Raw genomic sequence first — 16601 nt, 5'->3', positions numbered from 1 at the left:
TGTTCTTTTTTATGAACAGACATATATATCTATATCTATATCTATATATGTCTGTTCATAAGTGATTGAGTGGCCCTATATCTAGGGCTATCAGATATGCGCTCAATTATGCGCGCTTTACATAGTGTAAGGAGCTTTTAAGAGGTTGGTTTTAAATCTATGACTAGGATATTCAGGGGTTTTGAGCTTCATGGTATGCAGGGGGTAAGCGGTTCAAGTCCGCTTGGCTACATTAGGATTTCTAAGTCACGGTAATAGATTTCAGAGGATTTACGTTAGAGCGTGAATAAAACGATATTGCCTGATATGGCAATTGTGTGTTCCGTTATGCCCTCATTTTCAGCTCTGAATCTTATGCTCGAATGTTTTTATCAACTATTATGATGAACCTTAGCGCAAGATATAATTTTAATTAATAGTCCATTTATAAAATAAATAGACGTGATTGAAAGAAAAAAAGATCAAAAGCAAAAAGTTCCTGAAGTTAAAACATTCGCTGTTCCATTTATTTTAGGAGAAGTCAAAGAAAATATTTCCATTAATTTAAATACTCCTTCTAAACCTTCTTCAGAAAAAATAATTAAACAAGCAATAGATTTTCATTTAAAAGGAAATATTAACGAAGCGGCAAAATATTATCAAAATTTAATAGATCAAGGATTAAAGGACCACAGAGTTTTTTATAATTATGGAATAATATTGCAAGATCTTGGGAAATCACAAGAAGCAGAAAAGTTCTATCGTACAGCTATTGAATATAATCCTAGCTACGCTGACGCTCATTTCAATCTTGGAAATATATTAACAGAAATGGGTAAGTTAAAAGAAGCAGAGATATCCTATATGAAAACAATTGAACTTAAACCAAATTTTGCAGAATCATATTCTAATTTGGGAACTATTTTGATTGAACTTGGGAGATTAAAAGAAGCAGAAATATCATTTAGAAAAGGAATTGAACTTAACCCAAGTCATGCAGAATCATATTCAAACTTGGGAACTATTTTGATTAAACTTGGGAGATTAAAAGAAGCAGAAACAGTGACATGTAAAGCCATTGAAATAAATCCTGAATATGCCTTAGCAAATTATAATCTTGGAACAATCTTGACAAGTTTAGATAGATTAGAGGAAGCAGAATATTATACTCTAAAAGCTATTCAAATAAATCCTAATTTAGCAGAGGCTTTTTATAATCTTGGATTCATATTGAAAATCCTTGGAAGATTTAAGGAGGCTGAAATATCTATACGAAAATCTATTAATCTAAATCCTAATTTTGCAGATGCTTTTTATACCTTAGCAAACATTCAGCTACGTAAAGGAGAATATGAATCTGGTCTAGAAAATTATGAATATAGATTTAAAATCGATAACCCCTCAAAAGTACATGCTAATCCAAAAATTAATCGAATAGATGATAGAAAACTAAACAAGGGAGAAAAGCTTTTAGTTGTGACTGAACAAGGCTTAGGCGACACTATTCTATTTATGAGGTATATTCCTTATCTTAAAAAACTAGGCATAGAAGTTTCATTTTGTGCCCAGGAAAAATTACATACATTGATCAAATCCTCTGGAATTGATCCCAATCCATTGTTTTCATATCAAGTTGATTCAATTTCAGAAGGTCAATGGATCCCGCTTTTATCTTTACCACGATATCTAAAGGTTAACCCAAAAAATCCAATCATTACCAAACCATATGTCAGCGCAAGACAAGAACTTAACTATAAATGGGTGGAGAAACTTTCTAATGAAACATTACCAATCATTGGAATTAATTGGCAAGGAAACCCATATATAGAAAAAGGTTTTTATGCTGGACGATCAATTCCTCTAGAAACTTTTGGAACTATTCTTAAGAAAAATAATATCAAGTTTCTTTCTTTACAAAAGGGTTATGGATCAGAACAACTGAAACATTGTTCTTTTAGAAAGCATTTTGTTGCTTGCCAAGATGAAATTGACAGTATTTTGGACTTTGAAGAACATGCTGCAATAATTAATAGCTGTGACTTAGTTATTAGCAATGACAGTTGCGCAGCTACTCTTGCAGCAAGCATGGGTAAAAAAGTGTGTTTACTTATGAAAAATATATCTTTTTGGGCTTGGGGAATTAAAGGAGATAGTACATTTTGGTATCCATCTATGAGGTTATTCCGACAAAATGAAAGAAACAATTGGGAAGAAGTTATGGAAAGAGTATCAACTGCACTTAAAGAAGAAATGGAAGTTGAAGCATGAATTCAAAACATAAACCTATTCACCATTATCTATCAAGTCTCCCAAGGAGACTTGATAGATAAAATCACAATTTTAGAAATTAAATAGGCAACTAATGTAATTATAAAATAGCTTAGAATATAATTGATTACAATTAAATTTCACCCATTACCTAGTTTAGAATTCAATATGCAGCCTGCCTTTACAGTTCTTTTTTTATTATTTTGTATTTAGTTATTAATGTCAAAAACTGCTATGAGGTAAATCGTGCAGCAATCATTTCTTACTTAACAAGAGAACTTAGTGATCGCTATGACTTTCAAGGGTTTACCCCTCCTGCATGCCATGCAGGAGGGGTAAACCCTTGAAAAAAGGAAGTAATTAGTCCAGAATCAAATGGAAGTGTGAATCTTATTGTTTTCGCTAATTAAATCTTTCTGGATTTGATTTAAAGTGTTATCCCATGTCTGAGACTGATTTTTTCTAAATAGCTTTTGCAATGGAAACCAATAACTGTAATCATTAGTTTGTCCAAATCTCCAATGACTTTTATTATTTAGTAAAATCAAGCTATTGATACCAATTGCACCTGCCAGGTCTGAGATTAAATTTTCAATGGTTACTATTTGATCACATGCATTGATTAGAGATGCAAGGTCATCAATATCATTAAAAGTATCCACTTCATCTATATCAATAATATTAATATCATATTTTTTCTTTAGATTAATAATTTCATCAGTAGTATCACCATACTGAAGATTAACAAAACAAAATGATGGAGAATGAATTCCTAGAATAAATTCTTCAAGGGATAATGATTTATCTTTATTGATTTTTGACATCGATTTCCAAGAAATGCCTATAATTTTTTCAAATTTTAAATTTCTTAATTGCTTTCTAAAGTTATGAGACTTTTTATCATCTACTTTTAGATATGTCTTATTACTTTTTGTCAAGCTTTCTTTGTTAGTTATTAGTAACCTAGGTAGGGAACCCATTGCAATTTGGAAATCATATTTATCTTCACTAATAAAATCATTTTGATCAAAATAAATTATATTCTTATCGAAAGATCTTTGCAATAAAGGAATCAATCTTTTATCAACTTTAACAATTAATTTATCAACTTTTTGTACTAATTCAGGTATTAAAGATGTAAATAGAATTTGATCTCCTATTCCTTGCTCGCCCCAAAGCAAAACCCTACCTTTACTGATTAGTGACCACTCAGGTTTTGATGTAACTAATTTTTCTCCAATATAATTGTCCTTATCATGTACTTTCCATCTCCATTCATAATAATCCCAACCTTCTTTAAATTTCATTCTTTGTAAAAGAAGACTAGCAAGATTAGAGTATGCCTCTGCAAAATCAGGTTTCAGTTCAATTGCTTTACGCTGTGATATTTCAGCTTCTTCTAATTTGCCAAGATCTCTTAATATGTTTCCCAAAGTTAAATGAGCATCTGCTAAATTAGGATTGAGTTTAATAGCTTTTCTAATAGATAATTCTGCTTCTTGTGATTTGCCAATATTATTTAAAATGATTCCCAAATTGGAATGTGAATCTGCTAAATCAGGATTAATTTTAATAGCTTTACGAGTATATAATTCTGCCTCTTTTAAGTTACCAAGATCTTTCAAAATTATTCCCAAATTGGAATTAGCATCTGCAAAATCAGGATTAATTTTAATAGCTTTACGAGTATATAATTCTGCTTCTTCTAAGTTGCTAAGATCTCTCAATAAATCTCCCAGATTTAAATAAGCATCTGCAAAATCAGGATGAAGTTCAATAGCTTTACGGTATGAGATTTCTGCTTCTTTTAATTTGCCAAAACCTTTTAAGATGATTCCATAATTAGAGAAAACTCTGTAATCTTCTAACCCTTGATTTATAAAAAGTTGATAATATTTTACTGCTTCTGGAATATTACCTTCTGAATGAAATTTAAATGCTTGGTTAATTATTTGTTCTTTAGATATTTTAGAAGGAGTATTTAAATTAATGGAAATATTTTCTTTGACTTCTCCTAAAATAAATGGAACAGCGAATGTTTTAACTTCAGGAACTTTTTGCTTTTGATCTTTTTTTCTTTCAATCACGTCTATTTATTTTATAAATGGACTATTAATTAAAATTATATCTTGCGCTAAGGTTCATCATAATAGTTGATAAAAACATTCGAGCATAAGATTCAGAGCTGAAAATGAGGGCATAACGGAACACACAATTGCCATATCAGGCAATATCGTTTTATTCACGCTCTAACGTAAATCCTCTGAAATCTATTACCGTGACTTAGAAATCCTAATGTAGCCAAGCGGACTTGAACCGCTTACCCCCTGCATGCCATGCAGGTGCTCTACTCGCTGAGCCATGGCCTCAATCAGGTGAAAGGTCATTCATACCAGTGATCTTTGGAAGAAAAAAACCTCTACTTTGCTTGATAGGAATTGATAGTTGTTAAAGTAGAAATGATTAGAAATTATATGCGCCATATCAGTGCCTAATAACCAAATGCTATCTAAAAACGTCTCATTACCCAATAACCCATCGCAATTGTGGCTCCTTATTAGTCTCGATTCTATGGGAATTAAAGAAAGTAAAACTATTAATATAACTAGCTTTGATAAAGTTCCTAATAATGTTTCTAAGGAAAATAACTTTTACCTGCAATGGAAGCCGTGGAAAATTATCAAAGGTCTTTGTTTCTTTAATGGGACTAGACTGATTACTTCCCTTTGCAGGGAGATAATCCCCCACCTAATTAAAGGGGGCAATATCTTTTCAAAGCTAAATACTAAATCCTAAGTACAAGGTATAATCATCATTAATAAATCCTTTGTAAAACAAATAAATTTGACTGAGGAACGAAAAAATCAAAAGAAAGCAGGGTTTGAAGTGAAAACATTCCCAGTTCCTTTTGAACTGGGAGAAAGAAAAAAAAATATTTCCATTAATTTCAATACTCCTTCTAAACCTTCTTCAGAAAGAATAATTAAACAAGCAATAGATTTTCATTTAAAAGGAAATATTAACGAAGCGGTAAAATCATACCAATATTGTATTAATCAAGGTTTTATTACTGATAGTGTTTTTTCTAATTATGCAATGATTTTAAAAGATCAAGGTCAACTAGAAGAAGCAGAGATATTGACAATTAAAGCTATTAAAATCAATCCTGATATAGCAAATCATCATTTACTACTAGGAAGCATATTGCAAGATCAAGGCAAATCAAAAGAAGCTGAGATAGCTACAAAAAAGGCAATAGCAATTGAACCCAATTTTGCTAATGCTCATTACAATCTAGGAACTATTTTTAAAGATCTTGGTAACTTAAAAGAGGCAGAATTATCTATTCGCAAAGCTATTGAAATTGATCCTGACCTCATAAATGCTTATTCTTTTCTTGGGAAGATTTTACAAGAAATTGAGGAAATAGCTTCATGAAAGAACATAAAGTTGTAATACTTGGACTTCATTTTGGACACGATGCTGGTGTCGCTGTTTTGATAGATGGTATCCCTAAATGTAATTTAATAAGAGAAAGATATAATAGATCTAAGCATTCATTTGGAATTAATGTCTCTCATATTGAAGAAGCATTATTAGATGCAAAAGTAAAAGTAGAAGATATTGATATGATTTCTATAACATCGACTCAAGGCTTTGAGCTTGTAGTGGTCGATCGTCCTAATGATTTAGAATTTAAATATGGTGAAAACCCCAATAATAAATATTTAAATCCAAATAATAATAGCTTTGAAAAGCGTTTGTGCGGAAATATTATTGAATGTGTTTATCAAAAAAATAAACAACATAATAGTCTAAAAAATTCATTTCCTGAATATAAAAGTATAAAACAAGAGGATTTAGGAATAACAAAGTCATTATTAAATTTTCCTTCAATAGATTTTTGGAAAGACGAAATATGTTTAAAAGATATTAAGCATATTAAGTTTAATAATATATTAACTGCGAAAGAAAAAAATCAAAATCTTTTTCATTACCCAATGCAAATAACTTTAAAGGGAAGGAATATACCTGGTGTTTCTATTCAACATCAGCTTGCACATGCAGCTTCTACTTTTTATAACTGTAAATCTAATGAATCTATAATTCTTACTCATGATGGAGGAATTCCTCCAGGTCCTAGCAGTGGAATGATTTTTTATGGAGAATCAAATAAAATCATTCCAATTGTTCCTAATCATCTTTTTTTAGGAACTTTATATAATCAAATTGGCCAATTTTTAGGCTTTGATCTGTTTGGTGGCGCTGGAAAACTGATGGGTTTAGCACCTTATGGTAAACCTGTTTTCTTCAAAAAAGAAATGGTTGGGAATACTTATGACCTTCGTTCGAAAGGATTTAAAGAACCTACTCAAGATTGGATAAAACATTGCATAAAATTGTCTAAATTAAAAGGATATAATCTTGATCCAATAGGAAATACCAACAAAATTCTTGAACCAATATGCGTTGATATAGCTGCTAGTACACAAAAGCTTTTTGAAGAAACTCTTTTATATACAGTCAACTGTATTTCAGAAATGTGTTTTAATAACCAAATTAGTATTGATACTCTTTGTTATGCAGGTGGAACAGGCTTAAATTGTCCTGCCAATTCTCTTTTACTGAAAGATAGTTCTTTTAGAAATATCTATATTCCTCCTAATTGTGATGACAGTGGTTTGTCTTTAGGAGTAGCTCAATATGCTTATCACCATCTACTAAATAAACCTCGTCTAAAAATGACTCAAAAATCATATTTATCTCTACCATATCTTGGTTTGGAAAATAGTAAGAATGATCTAAATAAGGCAATTAAGAAATATGAGAATCAAATTAATATCGAAGAAAATATTGATTGTGAACAGTCAGCAGCAAATGATCTTCATGAAAATAAAATCATTGCATGGTTTGAAGGTCGTAGTGAAATTGGACCTCGAGCTCTAGGACACCGCTCACTATTGAGCAATCCTTCATATCCTGAAAATTGGCCGCGTATGAATGAGTTAAAGCAAAGAGAGAAATGGCGTCCTTTTGCACCTGCAGTTTTAAAAGAAGATGTGAATTTGTACTTTAAGGGTTTACTAAATGAATCGCCTTTTATGCTTTTCACTGCTCAAGTTCTAAAAAGCAATTTACCTGCAATTACTCATGTAGATGGTTCTGCACGGGTTCAAACAGTTACAGAAGAAACAGGTGGGCTTTTTTTAATACTTAAAAAACTTAAAGAAATATCTGGATCTTCAGTTGTACTTAATACCTCATTTAATGGTCCCAAAGAACCTATTGTTGAGAAACCTGAAGAAGCTATTGATTTCCTTGTAACTACAAAACTTGATGTGCTTTATCTAAATGGAAAAAAAATAACTAGAAAATAAAAAAGATATAAAAACTAGGTTTTGAAATCGAGCACATACTAGATTTTCTAACTCGTTCTTATACAAGGAATCAGCAGTCAATACAGCCAGTGAAATTATTTGTTTTGTAAATGCATCAAAGCCACTTGATTGGTTGTTGATGAGTCCTTTTTGCATTGGTTGTTCAAAATTTATTAGTAGCTTTGCCACCATTTGCTGCCGCTCAATATTGATCTCTTCAAAGTTCTGAACAATCAGCCCATTGCCTTAGCTGTAATCCTTCGAGCTTGTCTTCTGCTTACTTCGTACTTTTCGGTAACTAGGGTCGTTATGACTTTGCAGATGATCTATTTTTTTAAGAGATAAACACTAGTTCCAGATATAATCGAATTCAATGGATCTTTCATAAAGCGAAGAGATGTGACTGAAGGAAAAAAAGATCAAAAGCAAAAAGTTCAAGTTAAAACATTCGCTGTTCCATTTGCTTTAGGAGAAATCCAAGAAAATATTACTAGAACTATTAATTCTAATTCAAATTTTTCTAAAGAGAAAATAATTAATAAAGCATTTAAGTTTCATTCACAAGGAAACATTTTAGAAGCAGCAAAATATTATAAATACTTGATAAATCAAGGTTTTAAAGACTCAGCAATATTTTTTAATTATGGAGTAATTTTAAAAGATATTGGAAAATTAAAAGATGCAGAAATATACTATCGCAAAGCTATTAAAATCAATCCTAATTTTGTAAAAGCGCATTTAAATTTGGCAAATATATTGAGCGAAGTTGGTGATCTAAAAGGAGCAGAATTATCCATTCGAAAAGCTATTGAACTTAAGCCTAATCAGGTAGATGGTCATTACAATCTGGGAATAATATTAAAAGAACTAGGTAAATTGAAAGAAGCAGAATTATCCAATCGAAAGGCTATTGAACTTAACCCTAATTTATCAAAACTGCATTCCAATCTGGCAAGTGTTTTGAGAGAACTTGGCGACCTGAGAGGAGCAGAATTAGCCACTAGAAAAGCTATTGAACTTAATCCTAACTTTGCAAATGAACATTATAATCTTGGTATAATATTGAAAGATCTAGGCAAATTAAAAGACGCAGAATTAGCTACTCGCAAAGCTATAAAACTTAATCCTGATTTTGCAGCTGCGTATTCAAATCTAGGAGGAATACTGAAAAGTCTTGATAACTTACAAAATGCTGAAATATTAACTCGCAAGGCTATTGAACTTAATCCTGAATATGTAGAGGCTTATTCCAACCTAGGACTAATATTAACAGACCTAGGTAAGTTAGAGGGTGCACAGAGATCATTTCGAAAAGCAATTGAACTCAATCCTGATTACGCTGATGCTTACTTCAACCTATCATTGGTAGAACTTTTAAAAGGTAACTATGTAGATGGTCTAGAAAATTATGAATATAGATTTAAAAAGAAATCACCCTCAATAATTCATGGGAATCCTATTATCAGAAAAAAAATTGATATCGATTTACTAAAAGGAGAAAAACTTTTAATCGTATGTGAGCAAGGTTTAGGTGATACTTTACATTACATGAGATATCTACATTATTTAAAGAATAAAGGTCTAGATATTTCTTTTTGTCCACAATTAAAATTACATAGTTTGATTAAATCTTCAAATATTGATCACAATCCATTGACCCAAGATCAGTGTTGTAAAATTTCTGAAGGTAAATGGATCCCATTACTATCAATATCTAAATTACTAGGTGTAAATCCTAAGAACCCAATTACTACTAAACCATATATTAGAGCGAGACAAGAACTTAACTATAAATGGGCGGAGAAACTTTCTAATGAAACATTACCAATTATTGGAATTCATTGGCAAGGAAGCCCTGAAATAGAGAAAAATGGTTATCAAGGAAGATCAATTCCTCTAGAAACTTTTGGAACTCTTCTTAAGAAAAATAATATCAAGTTTCTTTCTTTACAAAAGGGTTATGGATCAGAACAACTGAAACATTGTTCTTTTAGAAAGCATTTTGTTGCTTGCCAAGATGAAATTGACAGTATTTTGGACTTTGAAGAACATGCTGCAATAATTAATAGCTGTGACTTAGTTATTAGCAATGACAGTTGCGCAGCTACTCTTGCAGGAGGTATGGGCAAACAAGTTTGGCTACTATTGCGTGATATACCTCATTGGACTTGGGGACTTGAAAAGGAAAGTACTTTTTGGTACCCGTCTATGAGATTGTTTCGACAGAAAGAGAAGAATAATTGGACTGAAGTTTTGGAGAGAGTATCAATTGAGTTTGAGAAGATTAATAACTAGTTGATATATTTAAATACAAGACTGAAGCATAAAATTTCTGTGCTATAATAATAGATAATATAAAAATCACTCTTTTGAATTTTCAAGCTATCAATAGTAAAAGTCTTGATAAATGTGTTGTATGTGGAAGTGATAATTTGCAAAGTATTTTTAATTTATCCAATATATTCTTAACAGGTTATTTCCCTCTAAAAAATGAAACTAATTTGATTAAAACCCCAATCACGCTAAATCTTTGCAATGAATGTAATAATATACAAATGAAAGAAAAAGTTGACCCAAAAAATATGTTTGTTAATTATTGGTATCGATCTTCTACAACTAATACTATGAAAGATCATCTTCAGCGTATTGTACATAACTATGGTATTAAAAATGGTCGCCTATTTGATATTGGTTGTAATGATGGAACTTTAATTCAATTTGCGGATAACTTTGGCATGGAAGTTTTTGGAATAGACCCTTCAAATGCTGTAGAAGAAATTCCAAATAAATATAAGACAAAAGTGTTCAATGATTTTTTTAATTTAGAATTTTGTAAAACAAAATTATTGGATTTGAATAATTCTTTTGATCTCGTAACTGTTATATCAATGTTCTATGATATCTCCAAACCTCTAGAATTCTTAACTGGTATAAAATACCTTTTAAAAGATACAGGAAAAGCAATTATTGAAGTTAATTATGCAAAAGATTTTTTTCAAAGAAAGAATGTAGATATGCTTGGTCAAGAACATTTAATCTATTATTTTATAAAAACATTTGAAATTATATGTAGAGAATCTGGACTCTTTATTCATGATGCATATCTTACAGAGATGAATGGAGGAAATATTACATTTGTTATTACTAAATCAAATCTTGGAAAGACTAAAAACTTGCTTAAGCTAATAGAGGAAGAAATAGAATGGTTAAATAAATTTAACTTTAAATTATTTGAAAACAATGTAAAAACGGAATTCAGACTTTTTCATAAATGGATCAAGGAAAAGTCTAATTCATCTAAAATAAAAATTCTCGGAGCATCTACTCGAGGAGCTTTAGTTTCACAAATGATAAAACTAAATAGTAAAATAATTATCTCAGCGGTAGATCTTCAATTAAATAAAAAAGGAAGATTAATTCCAGGTTCTAATATCTCTATAGAATATGACCCTGAACATGATTCACCTGATTGTTATTTAGTGATGCCCTATCAGTTTAAAAGTGAAATTATAAATCGATATGAAAACTTTTTAAAGGATGGTGGGGAATTAATCTTTTATAGACCAAAATTTTCTATAGTCAAATTTGATTTTGAAATGAATAAAATTATTGAAGAGCCAATTTTTTATTAAATATTTATTAAGATATTAATATGTTCTTCAGCTGCATTAAGGAAAATCCAATATGACAAATTATTTATCGTAAAGGTAAATTATTTAGCAATACTTAACGCTTAATTTCTTCTTGATTTGTTTTCTAATTAATTAATCTTTTTTAGATGTTTCACTTGCTTTGGATAGGTAAAAACTTTTGAATATTTGAATACCTTTTTCACCAGAGAGGTTTATTGGGTAGCCACATTTTTCAACTACTGATATAGCTATCTCTTCTGCAAGTATATCTTGATTAATGCTATTGAATTCTTTTTTCTTTTTAAATACTTGTTTATTCTCTTCTATGGAAAAGTTCATAGCACTTTCCTTTGAAAGGCCGAAACCTATTGCATTACAATATTTTTTTGTATATGATCTTGATACTTTTTTTATAAAAGCAGACTGATCGCTTTCTGAGGCATATAAAGTTTCAGTCTGAAATAAAAATAATGTTGAAGACACTATAAAAATGAAAGAAAAAAGCTTGAATATAATTTTCTTTTTTATTTCTGCCATGATGTATCCTAAAACTTTAAATTAGACTAATAAATTAATTTTATATCTATTTTTAATAAATTTGTAATAGCATAAAATTTTTGTTTAGGAAGCTCTTGCTTATCATTAGCTAATATATTAAAAATCTTGATATTGAGTCCTTACGGGGTCGATTTATTCAATTAAAGCCAATTTTATCTTGCTTGGTAAATAAGCTAAGGCTTACTCCCTGTGACTTATGATTTTTGCTATTGTATAAATTGATTTAAATATAGTTATTGTGTTCGGATTGGTTTTGCCAGTGGATTTATTTAAATCTGCTACCGTTGCTTATATCCATTATCTAAGTTTTATGCTTTGTTTTGGGGCATTGATTTTTGAACGAATTTCATTGAAGCCTAATCCAAATAGAGATGAGGCAATATCAATGGTGGCTGCTGATATTATCTATGGAATTGCAGGAGTTGCTCTTTTGGTTAGTGGTGTTTATAGAGTTATTAAGTTTGGTCAGGGTTCAGAATTTTATACTCAAAATCCTATCTTTTGGACAAAGATTATTGTTTTTGCTTTGACCGGCTCTCTATCGCTCTATCCAACAATTACTTATATATTATGGGCAATCCCTTTGAGTAAGGGAACTCTGCCTCAAGTCAATGAGAATCTTGTTTTAAGGTTAAGGCTGATAATTAATGTCGAATTAATAGGTTTTGCTTCAATACCTTTTCTAGCGACACTTATGGCTAGAGGAGTGGGATTAGGTTGAAACTTTCTGCTTTATAATGCTTTTTAATGGATTAACAAATGTTTGGTTTCAAATTATAATTTTTTTATGATTTAATCTAGCTTTAAATAAATTAAAGCGATCCCTACAAGATTGGAACTTGCTCCCAACTGTTAATAAGGCAGTTATTTAGTGGTTTAGAACACAGATAAGGGAATTGATCTTTTGTTAAATTTAATATAGGTAGAGCCTATTTAATATATTAGCCAGTGGAAGAAACTCTCAAGTCTTTTAATTAATTTCAATTATACCTATCTAAAATATTCTTTATAATTATTTTTTGTTTAGTGTTATTTTTTTATTCAATTTAAGACCAGATTCATATCACTATTAATATTGAAAGGGGTAAATTACTAGTCAAACTCAATACTATTAATCTATAGATTTTGATATTAAACGCATTTTATTTATCGATTTCTAATTTTTCTAATATAGGTTTACTTAGATCAGGTTTTGCTTCAAGTATTTCATTTTATAGCCAATTATTCTAAGCATTTTTCTAATATAATTTATTTTTTGCCCTGGGTAAATAAGAAGGTGATAGTCTAAAATAATATGAAATTTGATCTTCCTCATTTATCGAACATTTGACCTGCTAACAATTATCGATATATGACCCTTGATCCGATTTTGATGTTAATTTCTATCTATCATGATTAGGCTTTTTTATGGCCTACTAATTCTTTGATTTTCATGCAAAATTCGTAGTTCATATCCTTTAATTAAAACTATATGTTATGCTTCGATACTTTTTATAGATTAAGCAGCTCTTAATGTTCCATTCTCATGCATTTAAAATTTTTTTTAGTCTTTTGCTTTTAATCTTGCTGGAATAATCGCAATTATTTTGATTCTATTATTCTTTCATTTAATAAGCTTAAAACGGCAGGATGCAAATGAAGTAGACCCTTTAATTCAGACTTTGAGTTGATTACAGGAAGATCCCAAATCTTTAATTTACCCATTAACTTAACAGCATCTAACAAAGTAGTTTTTTCATTCACAAACTTATAATTTTTTACAGCATAATTTACTATATCATCAATAAAAAAAGAAGAAAGAGTTTGTTGATTATTTATAATTGTCCTTCTTAAATCACCATCACAAAAAACAGCTTCTAGTCTCATTTTATTTGAAACTATACATGCTATACCTATTCTAAAATGATTCATTTTATCTATTACTTCTTTCGTAATATGATTCGCTGAGACAATAGGAAAGTTATCATTCGATAGCATGACATCTTTTACTAAGAGATTATTTTTTTGTATGAACATTGTCTTCTCCATAAGTCTTGAGTTGTTTTAATCTAAGATTGTGAATTTCTTGGCTTTGCTTAAGTATAATTTCTAAATATTGAATGTCCAAAACTGTATTAGGGTCAGATAATGCCTGACTTGGATTGTCATGAACTTCCATGAAAAGAGCGTTAATCCCACAAGCAACTGCTGATCGTACTAGACATGGTATGAATTCTCTTTGTCCTCCGGAAATATTGCCCATAGAAGTTGGCAACTGAATTGAATGAGTTGCGTCAAAACAAACTGGATAACCAGATCGCTTCATTATTGGAAAACAAGTCATATCGTTTACTAATTGGTTATATCCAAAAAATGTTCCTCTGTCAGTTATTAGAATTTGTTTGCATCCAAATAACTCTAATTTGCGAACAGAATTCTTTATATTCCAAGGACTAATAAATTGTCCTTTCTTTAGGTGTACAGGTCTTCCTGTTTCTGCTGCAGCTTTTAGGATCGATGATTGACGACATAAATAAGCTGGAACTTGTACTAGGTCACAAACCTTACCTGTTGCTTTTGCCCATGAAGCATCTGAGAAATCTGATACAACAGGAACATTGAATTCTTTCCTAACAGCTGAAAGTATTTCAAGTCCTTCTTCTAATCCAACTCCATGAAAACTTTGAGGCGAAGATCGACAATCTTTATCATAACAAGATTTATATATCCATTGTATTCCTAATTTTTTGCATATTTTCGAAATTAGACCTGCCATTAGAAAAGTATGATCATAAGATTCAATCGCACAGGGTCCAGCGATGAGAACAAGTGGATATCCAAGGCCTATTTTTACCGGAGTTACCTCTCCGTAGCCAACAGTTATATCTTTGTTTGATTTTCTCATTAATTTAAAAATAACCTTTTGCCATATTGAATTTAGGATTGAGTCATAATATGTAATTTAATAAAGATAAATATAGTTAATGTAGGCATATACTATAGATGGGTTTTAATTTATTTATAGGGATTAATTTGTTTCTTTATAGATTTTAATGGCTCATTCCATGTTTTAAAATTCTGTTTTCTAAATAATTTAATTGAAGGAAACCAGTAACTCTTAATCTCATTTAATCCCCAATACCAATGAGAATTAATTGGTATTAGTAAGTTACATTTTGAACCAATGGCACCTGCTAAAATAACTGTACTATTATCAATCGTAACTATTTCATCACATGCACTTATTAGGGATGAGAGTCCATCAATATCATTGAATTTATCAATATCATTTACTAACTCAATTTCCACCCCATGTTTATTTTTTAAATTATAAACTTCTTTTTCTACATCACCATATTGAAGACAAATGAATTTAATTTTTGGTGAATAAATACCAAGAATCAATTCTTCTAGTTCTAGCGACCTACTTTTCTTAGCTTTTGCAATAGTTTTCCATGAGATACCCACGATTTTTTCGTAGTTAGGATTTTGTATTCTATTTCTGATATTACTAGCTTTTATATCATCAACTTTAAGATAATTTTCTGGTACTCTTTTAAAACTTTCTTCATTTTCTCTAAAGATTTTTGGAAGTGAGCCCATAGGAATTTGAAAATCATACTTATCTTCTTCTACATAACTATCCTTATTTACATAAACAATTCTTCTATCAAATGATCTTTTGAAAATAGCTATTAGTCTCTTATCTGCCATAACTATCAAATGATCAACTTTTTTTTCTAATTCAGGAATCATAGATGAAAAAAATATTTCATCACCCACACCTTGTTCTGGCCAAAGTAAAACCCTACCTTTAGATTCTATTGTCCACACTGGTTTAGTTGTCCTTAACTTTTTGCCGATTGACAATTTTGAATTACTCATTTTCCATCTCCATTCAAAGTGATTCCATCCTTCTTTAAATTGCTTTAATTTTAAAAGAATAGAAGAAAGATTATGATGAGCTTCTCCCCATTCAGGACGAAGCTCAATAGCTTTTCTAGTTGATATTTCGGCTTGCTTTAATTTCCCAATATCTCTCAAAAGGATTCCTAAGTTGCAATGTACGTCAGCGAAATCAGGATTAAGTTCAATTGCTTTACGATATAATGTTTCTGCTTCTTTCAATTTGCCAAGGTCACTAAATATGTTCCCTAGATTAGAATAGGCTTCTGGAAACTTAGGATTAAGTTCAATTGCTTTACGATATGATATTTCTGCTTCTTTTAAGTTACCAAGATCTCTCAATACATTACCTAGATTGGAATGCGCCTCTGTCAAATTAGGATTAAGTTGAATAGCTTTACGAGTTGATAATTCTGCTTCTTCTAAATAATTAAGATCACTTAATATATTTCCTAAATATAAATGAGAGTCAGCGAAATCAGGATTAAGTTCAATAGCTTTACGGTATGAGATTTCTGCTTCTTTTAATTTGCCAAAACCTTTTAAGATGATTCCATAATTAGAGAAAACTCTGTAGTCCTCGAAGCCTTGATTGATAAAAATTTGATAATATTTTACTGCTTCTGGAATATTACCTTCTGAGTGAAATTTAAATGCTTTTTTAATTAATTCCTCTTTCGATGGTTTATAAGGACTATTTATATTAATAGTAATATTTTCTTTGACTTCTCCTAAAGTAAATGGAACAGCGAATGTTTTAAGTTCAGGAACTTTTTGCTTTTGATCTGTTTCTTTTTCAGTCAATTCCATTCGCTTTTACTATGACTACATTGTATATCTTTAATAAAAATTGACCCTCTGCAATTGGAGCAGTAGTCCATCTACCTTCGATGAGAAACAA

Annotated in this window: 11 protein-coding genes and 1 tRNA gene; 6 read left to right on the top strand and 6 right to left on the bottom strand. The window is 30.3% G+C overall.

What is annotated here, in order from left to right; genetic code table 11:
- Window positions 1–441 precede the first annotated feature (441 nt).
- A complete protein-coding gene (locus tag O5637_RS04750) occupies window positions 442–2247 on the top strand; it encodes a tetratricopeptide repeat protein (protein WP_269606539.1) in 1806 nt (601 codons plus the stop codon).
- Window positions 2248–2618: 371 nt separating this feature from the next.
- On the opposite strand, the gene O5637_RS04745 is transcribed toward O5637_RS04750, so the two are convergent.
- Entirely contained in the window at window positions 2619–4334 is a 1716-nt protein-coding gene (locus tag O5637_RS04745; protein WP_269606538.1) for a tetratricopeptide repeat protein, read from the bottom strand.
- Between the two features lie 209 nt (window positions 4335–4543).
- A tRNA-Ala gene (locus tag O5637_RS04740) sits at window positions 4544–4616 on the bottom strand.
- A gap of 475 nt (window positions 4617–5091) precedes the next feature.
- On the opposite strand from O5637_RS04740, the gene O5637_RS04735 reads away from it, so the two are divergent.
- From O5637_RS04735 to O5637_RS04720, 4 genes are all read left to right on the top strand, one after another.
- Window positions 5092–5685 (top strand): tetratricopeptide repeat protein, encoded by a 594-nt coding sequence (locus O5637_RS04735; protein WP_269606536.1) that lies wholly within the window; start codon window positions 5092–5094, stop codon window positions 5683–5685.
- Window positions 5682–7625 (top strand): carbamoyltransferase C-terminal domain-containing protein, encoded by a 1944-nt coding sequence (locus O5637_RS04730; RefSeq protein ID WP_269606534.1) that lies wholly within the window; start codon window positions 5682–5684, stop codon window positions 7623–7625. Before O5637_RS04735 ends, O5637_RS04730 begins: the two co-directional genes overlap by 4 nt.
- Window positions 7626–8024: 399 nt before the next feature.
- Window positions 8025–9920, top strand: coding sequence for a tetratricopeptide repeat protein (locus O5637_RS04725; protein ID WP_269606532.1), 1896 nt, complete (start codon window positions 8025–8027; stop codon window positions 9918–9920).
- A gap of 74 nt (window positions 9921–9994) precedes the next feature.
- Window positions 9995–11257 carry a methyltransferase domain-containing protein gene (locus tag O5637_RS04720; protein ID WP_269606530.1) on the top strand — a complete coding sequence of 421 codons (1263 nt, stop codon included), beginning with the start codon at window positions 9995–9997 and terminating at the stop codon, window positions 11255–11257.
- Window positions 11258–11389: 132 nt separating this feature from the next.
- On the opposite strand, the gene O5637_RS04715 is transcribed toward O5637_RS04720, so the two are convergent.
- A complete protein-coding gene (locus O5637_RS04715) occupies window positions 11390–11794 on the bottom strand; it encodes a hypothetical protein (protein WP_269606528.1) in 405 nt (134 codons plus the stop codon).
- A 256-nt stretch (window positions 11795–12050) separates the two neighbouring features.
- Here O5637_RS04715 and O5637_RS04710 point away from each other — a divergent pair, with 256 nt between their 5' ends.
- Window positions 12051–12536, top strand: coding sequence for a DUF2214 family protein (locus O5637_RS04710; RefSeq protein WP_269606912.1), 486 nt, complete (start codon window positions 12051–12053; stop codon window positions 12534–12536).
- A gap of 860 nt (window positions 12537–13396) precedes the next feature.
- Here the strand turns inward: O5637_RS04710 and O5637_RS04705 are convergent.
- The 3 genes from O5637_RS04705 to O5637_RS04695 all read right to left on the bottom strand — a co-directional run bounded on the left by O5637_RS04705 (window position 13397) and on the right by O5637_RS04695 (window position 16510).
- Window positions 13397–13831 carry a CBS domain-containing protein gene (locus tag O5637_RS04705; protein ID WP_269606526.1) on the bottom strand — a complete coding sequence of 145 codons (435 nt, stop codon included), beginning with the start codon at window positions 13829–13831 and terminating at the stop codon, window positions 13397–13399.
- On the bottom strand, window positions 13812–14699 hold the full coding sequence (gene kdsA, locus O5637_RS04700) for a 3-deoxy-8-phosphooctulonate synthase (RefSeq protein ID WP_269606524.1): 888 nt from the start codon (window positions 14697–14699) through the stop codon (window positions 13812–13814). Before kdsA ends, O5637_RS04705 begins: the two co-directional genes overlap by 20 nt.
- Window positions 14700–14809: 110 nt before the next feature.
- Window positions 14810–16510: a tetratricopeptide repeat protein gene (locus O5637_RS04695; RefSeq protein WP_269606523.1), complete on the bottom strand. Its 1701-nt coding sequence runs from the start codon at window positions 16508–16510 to the stop codon at window positions 14810–14812.
- Window positions 16511–16601 lie beyond the last annotated feature (91 nt).

This window comes from Prochlorococcus marinus str. MIT 0917, assembly GCF_027359575.1.
Classification (GTDB): Bacteria; Cyanobacteriota; Cyanobacteriia; order PCC-6307; family Cyanobiaceae; genus Prochlorococcus_B; species Prochlorococcus_B marinus_D.
The sequence above is the reverse complement of the archived record's forward strand: the minus strand, read 5'-3'. Positions and strand labels throughout refer to the sequence as shown.

Bases quoted from the DNA above. Each gene is read 5' to 3' on its own strand.
- O5637_RS04730 (WP_269606534.1), top strand. From the start codon at position 5,682: ATGAAAGAACATAAAGTTGTAATACTTGGACTTCATTTTGGACACGAT.
- O5637_RS04715 (WP_269606528.1), bottom strand. From the start codon at position 11,794: ATGGCAGAAATAAAAAAGAAAATTATATTCAAGCTTTTTTCTTTCATT.
- O5637_RS04705 (WP_269606526.1), bottom strand. From the start codon at position 13,831: ATGTTCATACAAAAAAATAATCTCTTAGTAAAAGATGTCATGCTATCG.
- kdsA (WP_269606524.1), bottom strand. From the start codon at position 14,699: ATGAGAAAATCAAACAAAGATATAACTGTTGGCTACGGAGAGGTAACT.
- O5637_RS04695 (WP_269606523.1), bottom strand. From the start codon at position 16,510: ATGGAATTGACTGAAAAAGAAACAGATCAAAAGCAAAAAGTTCCTGAA.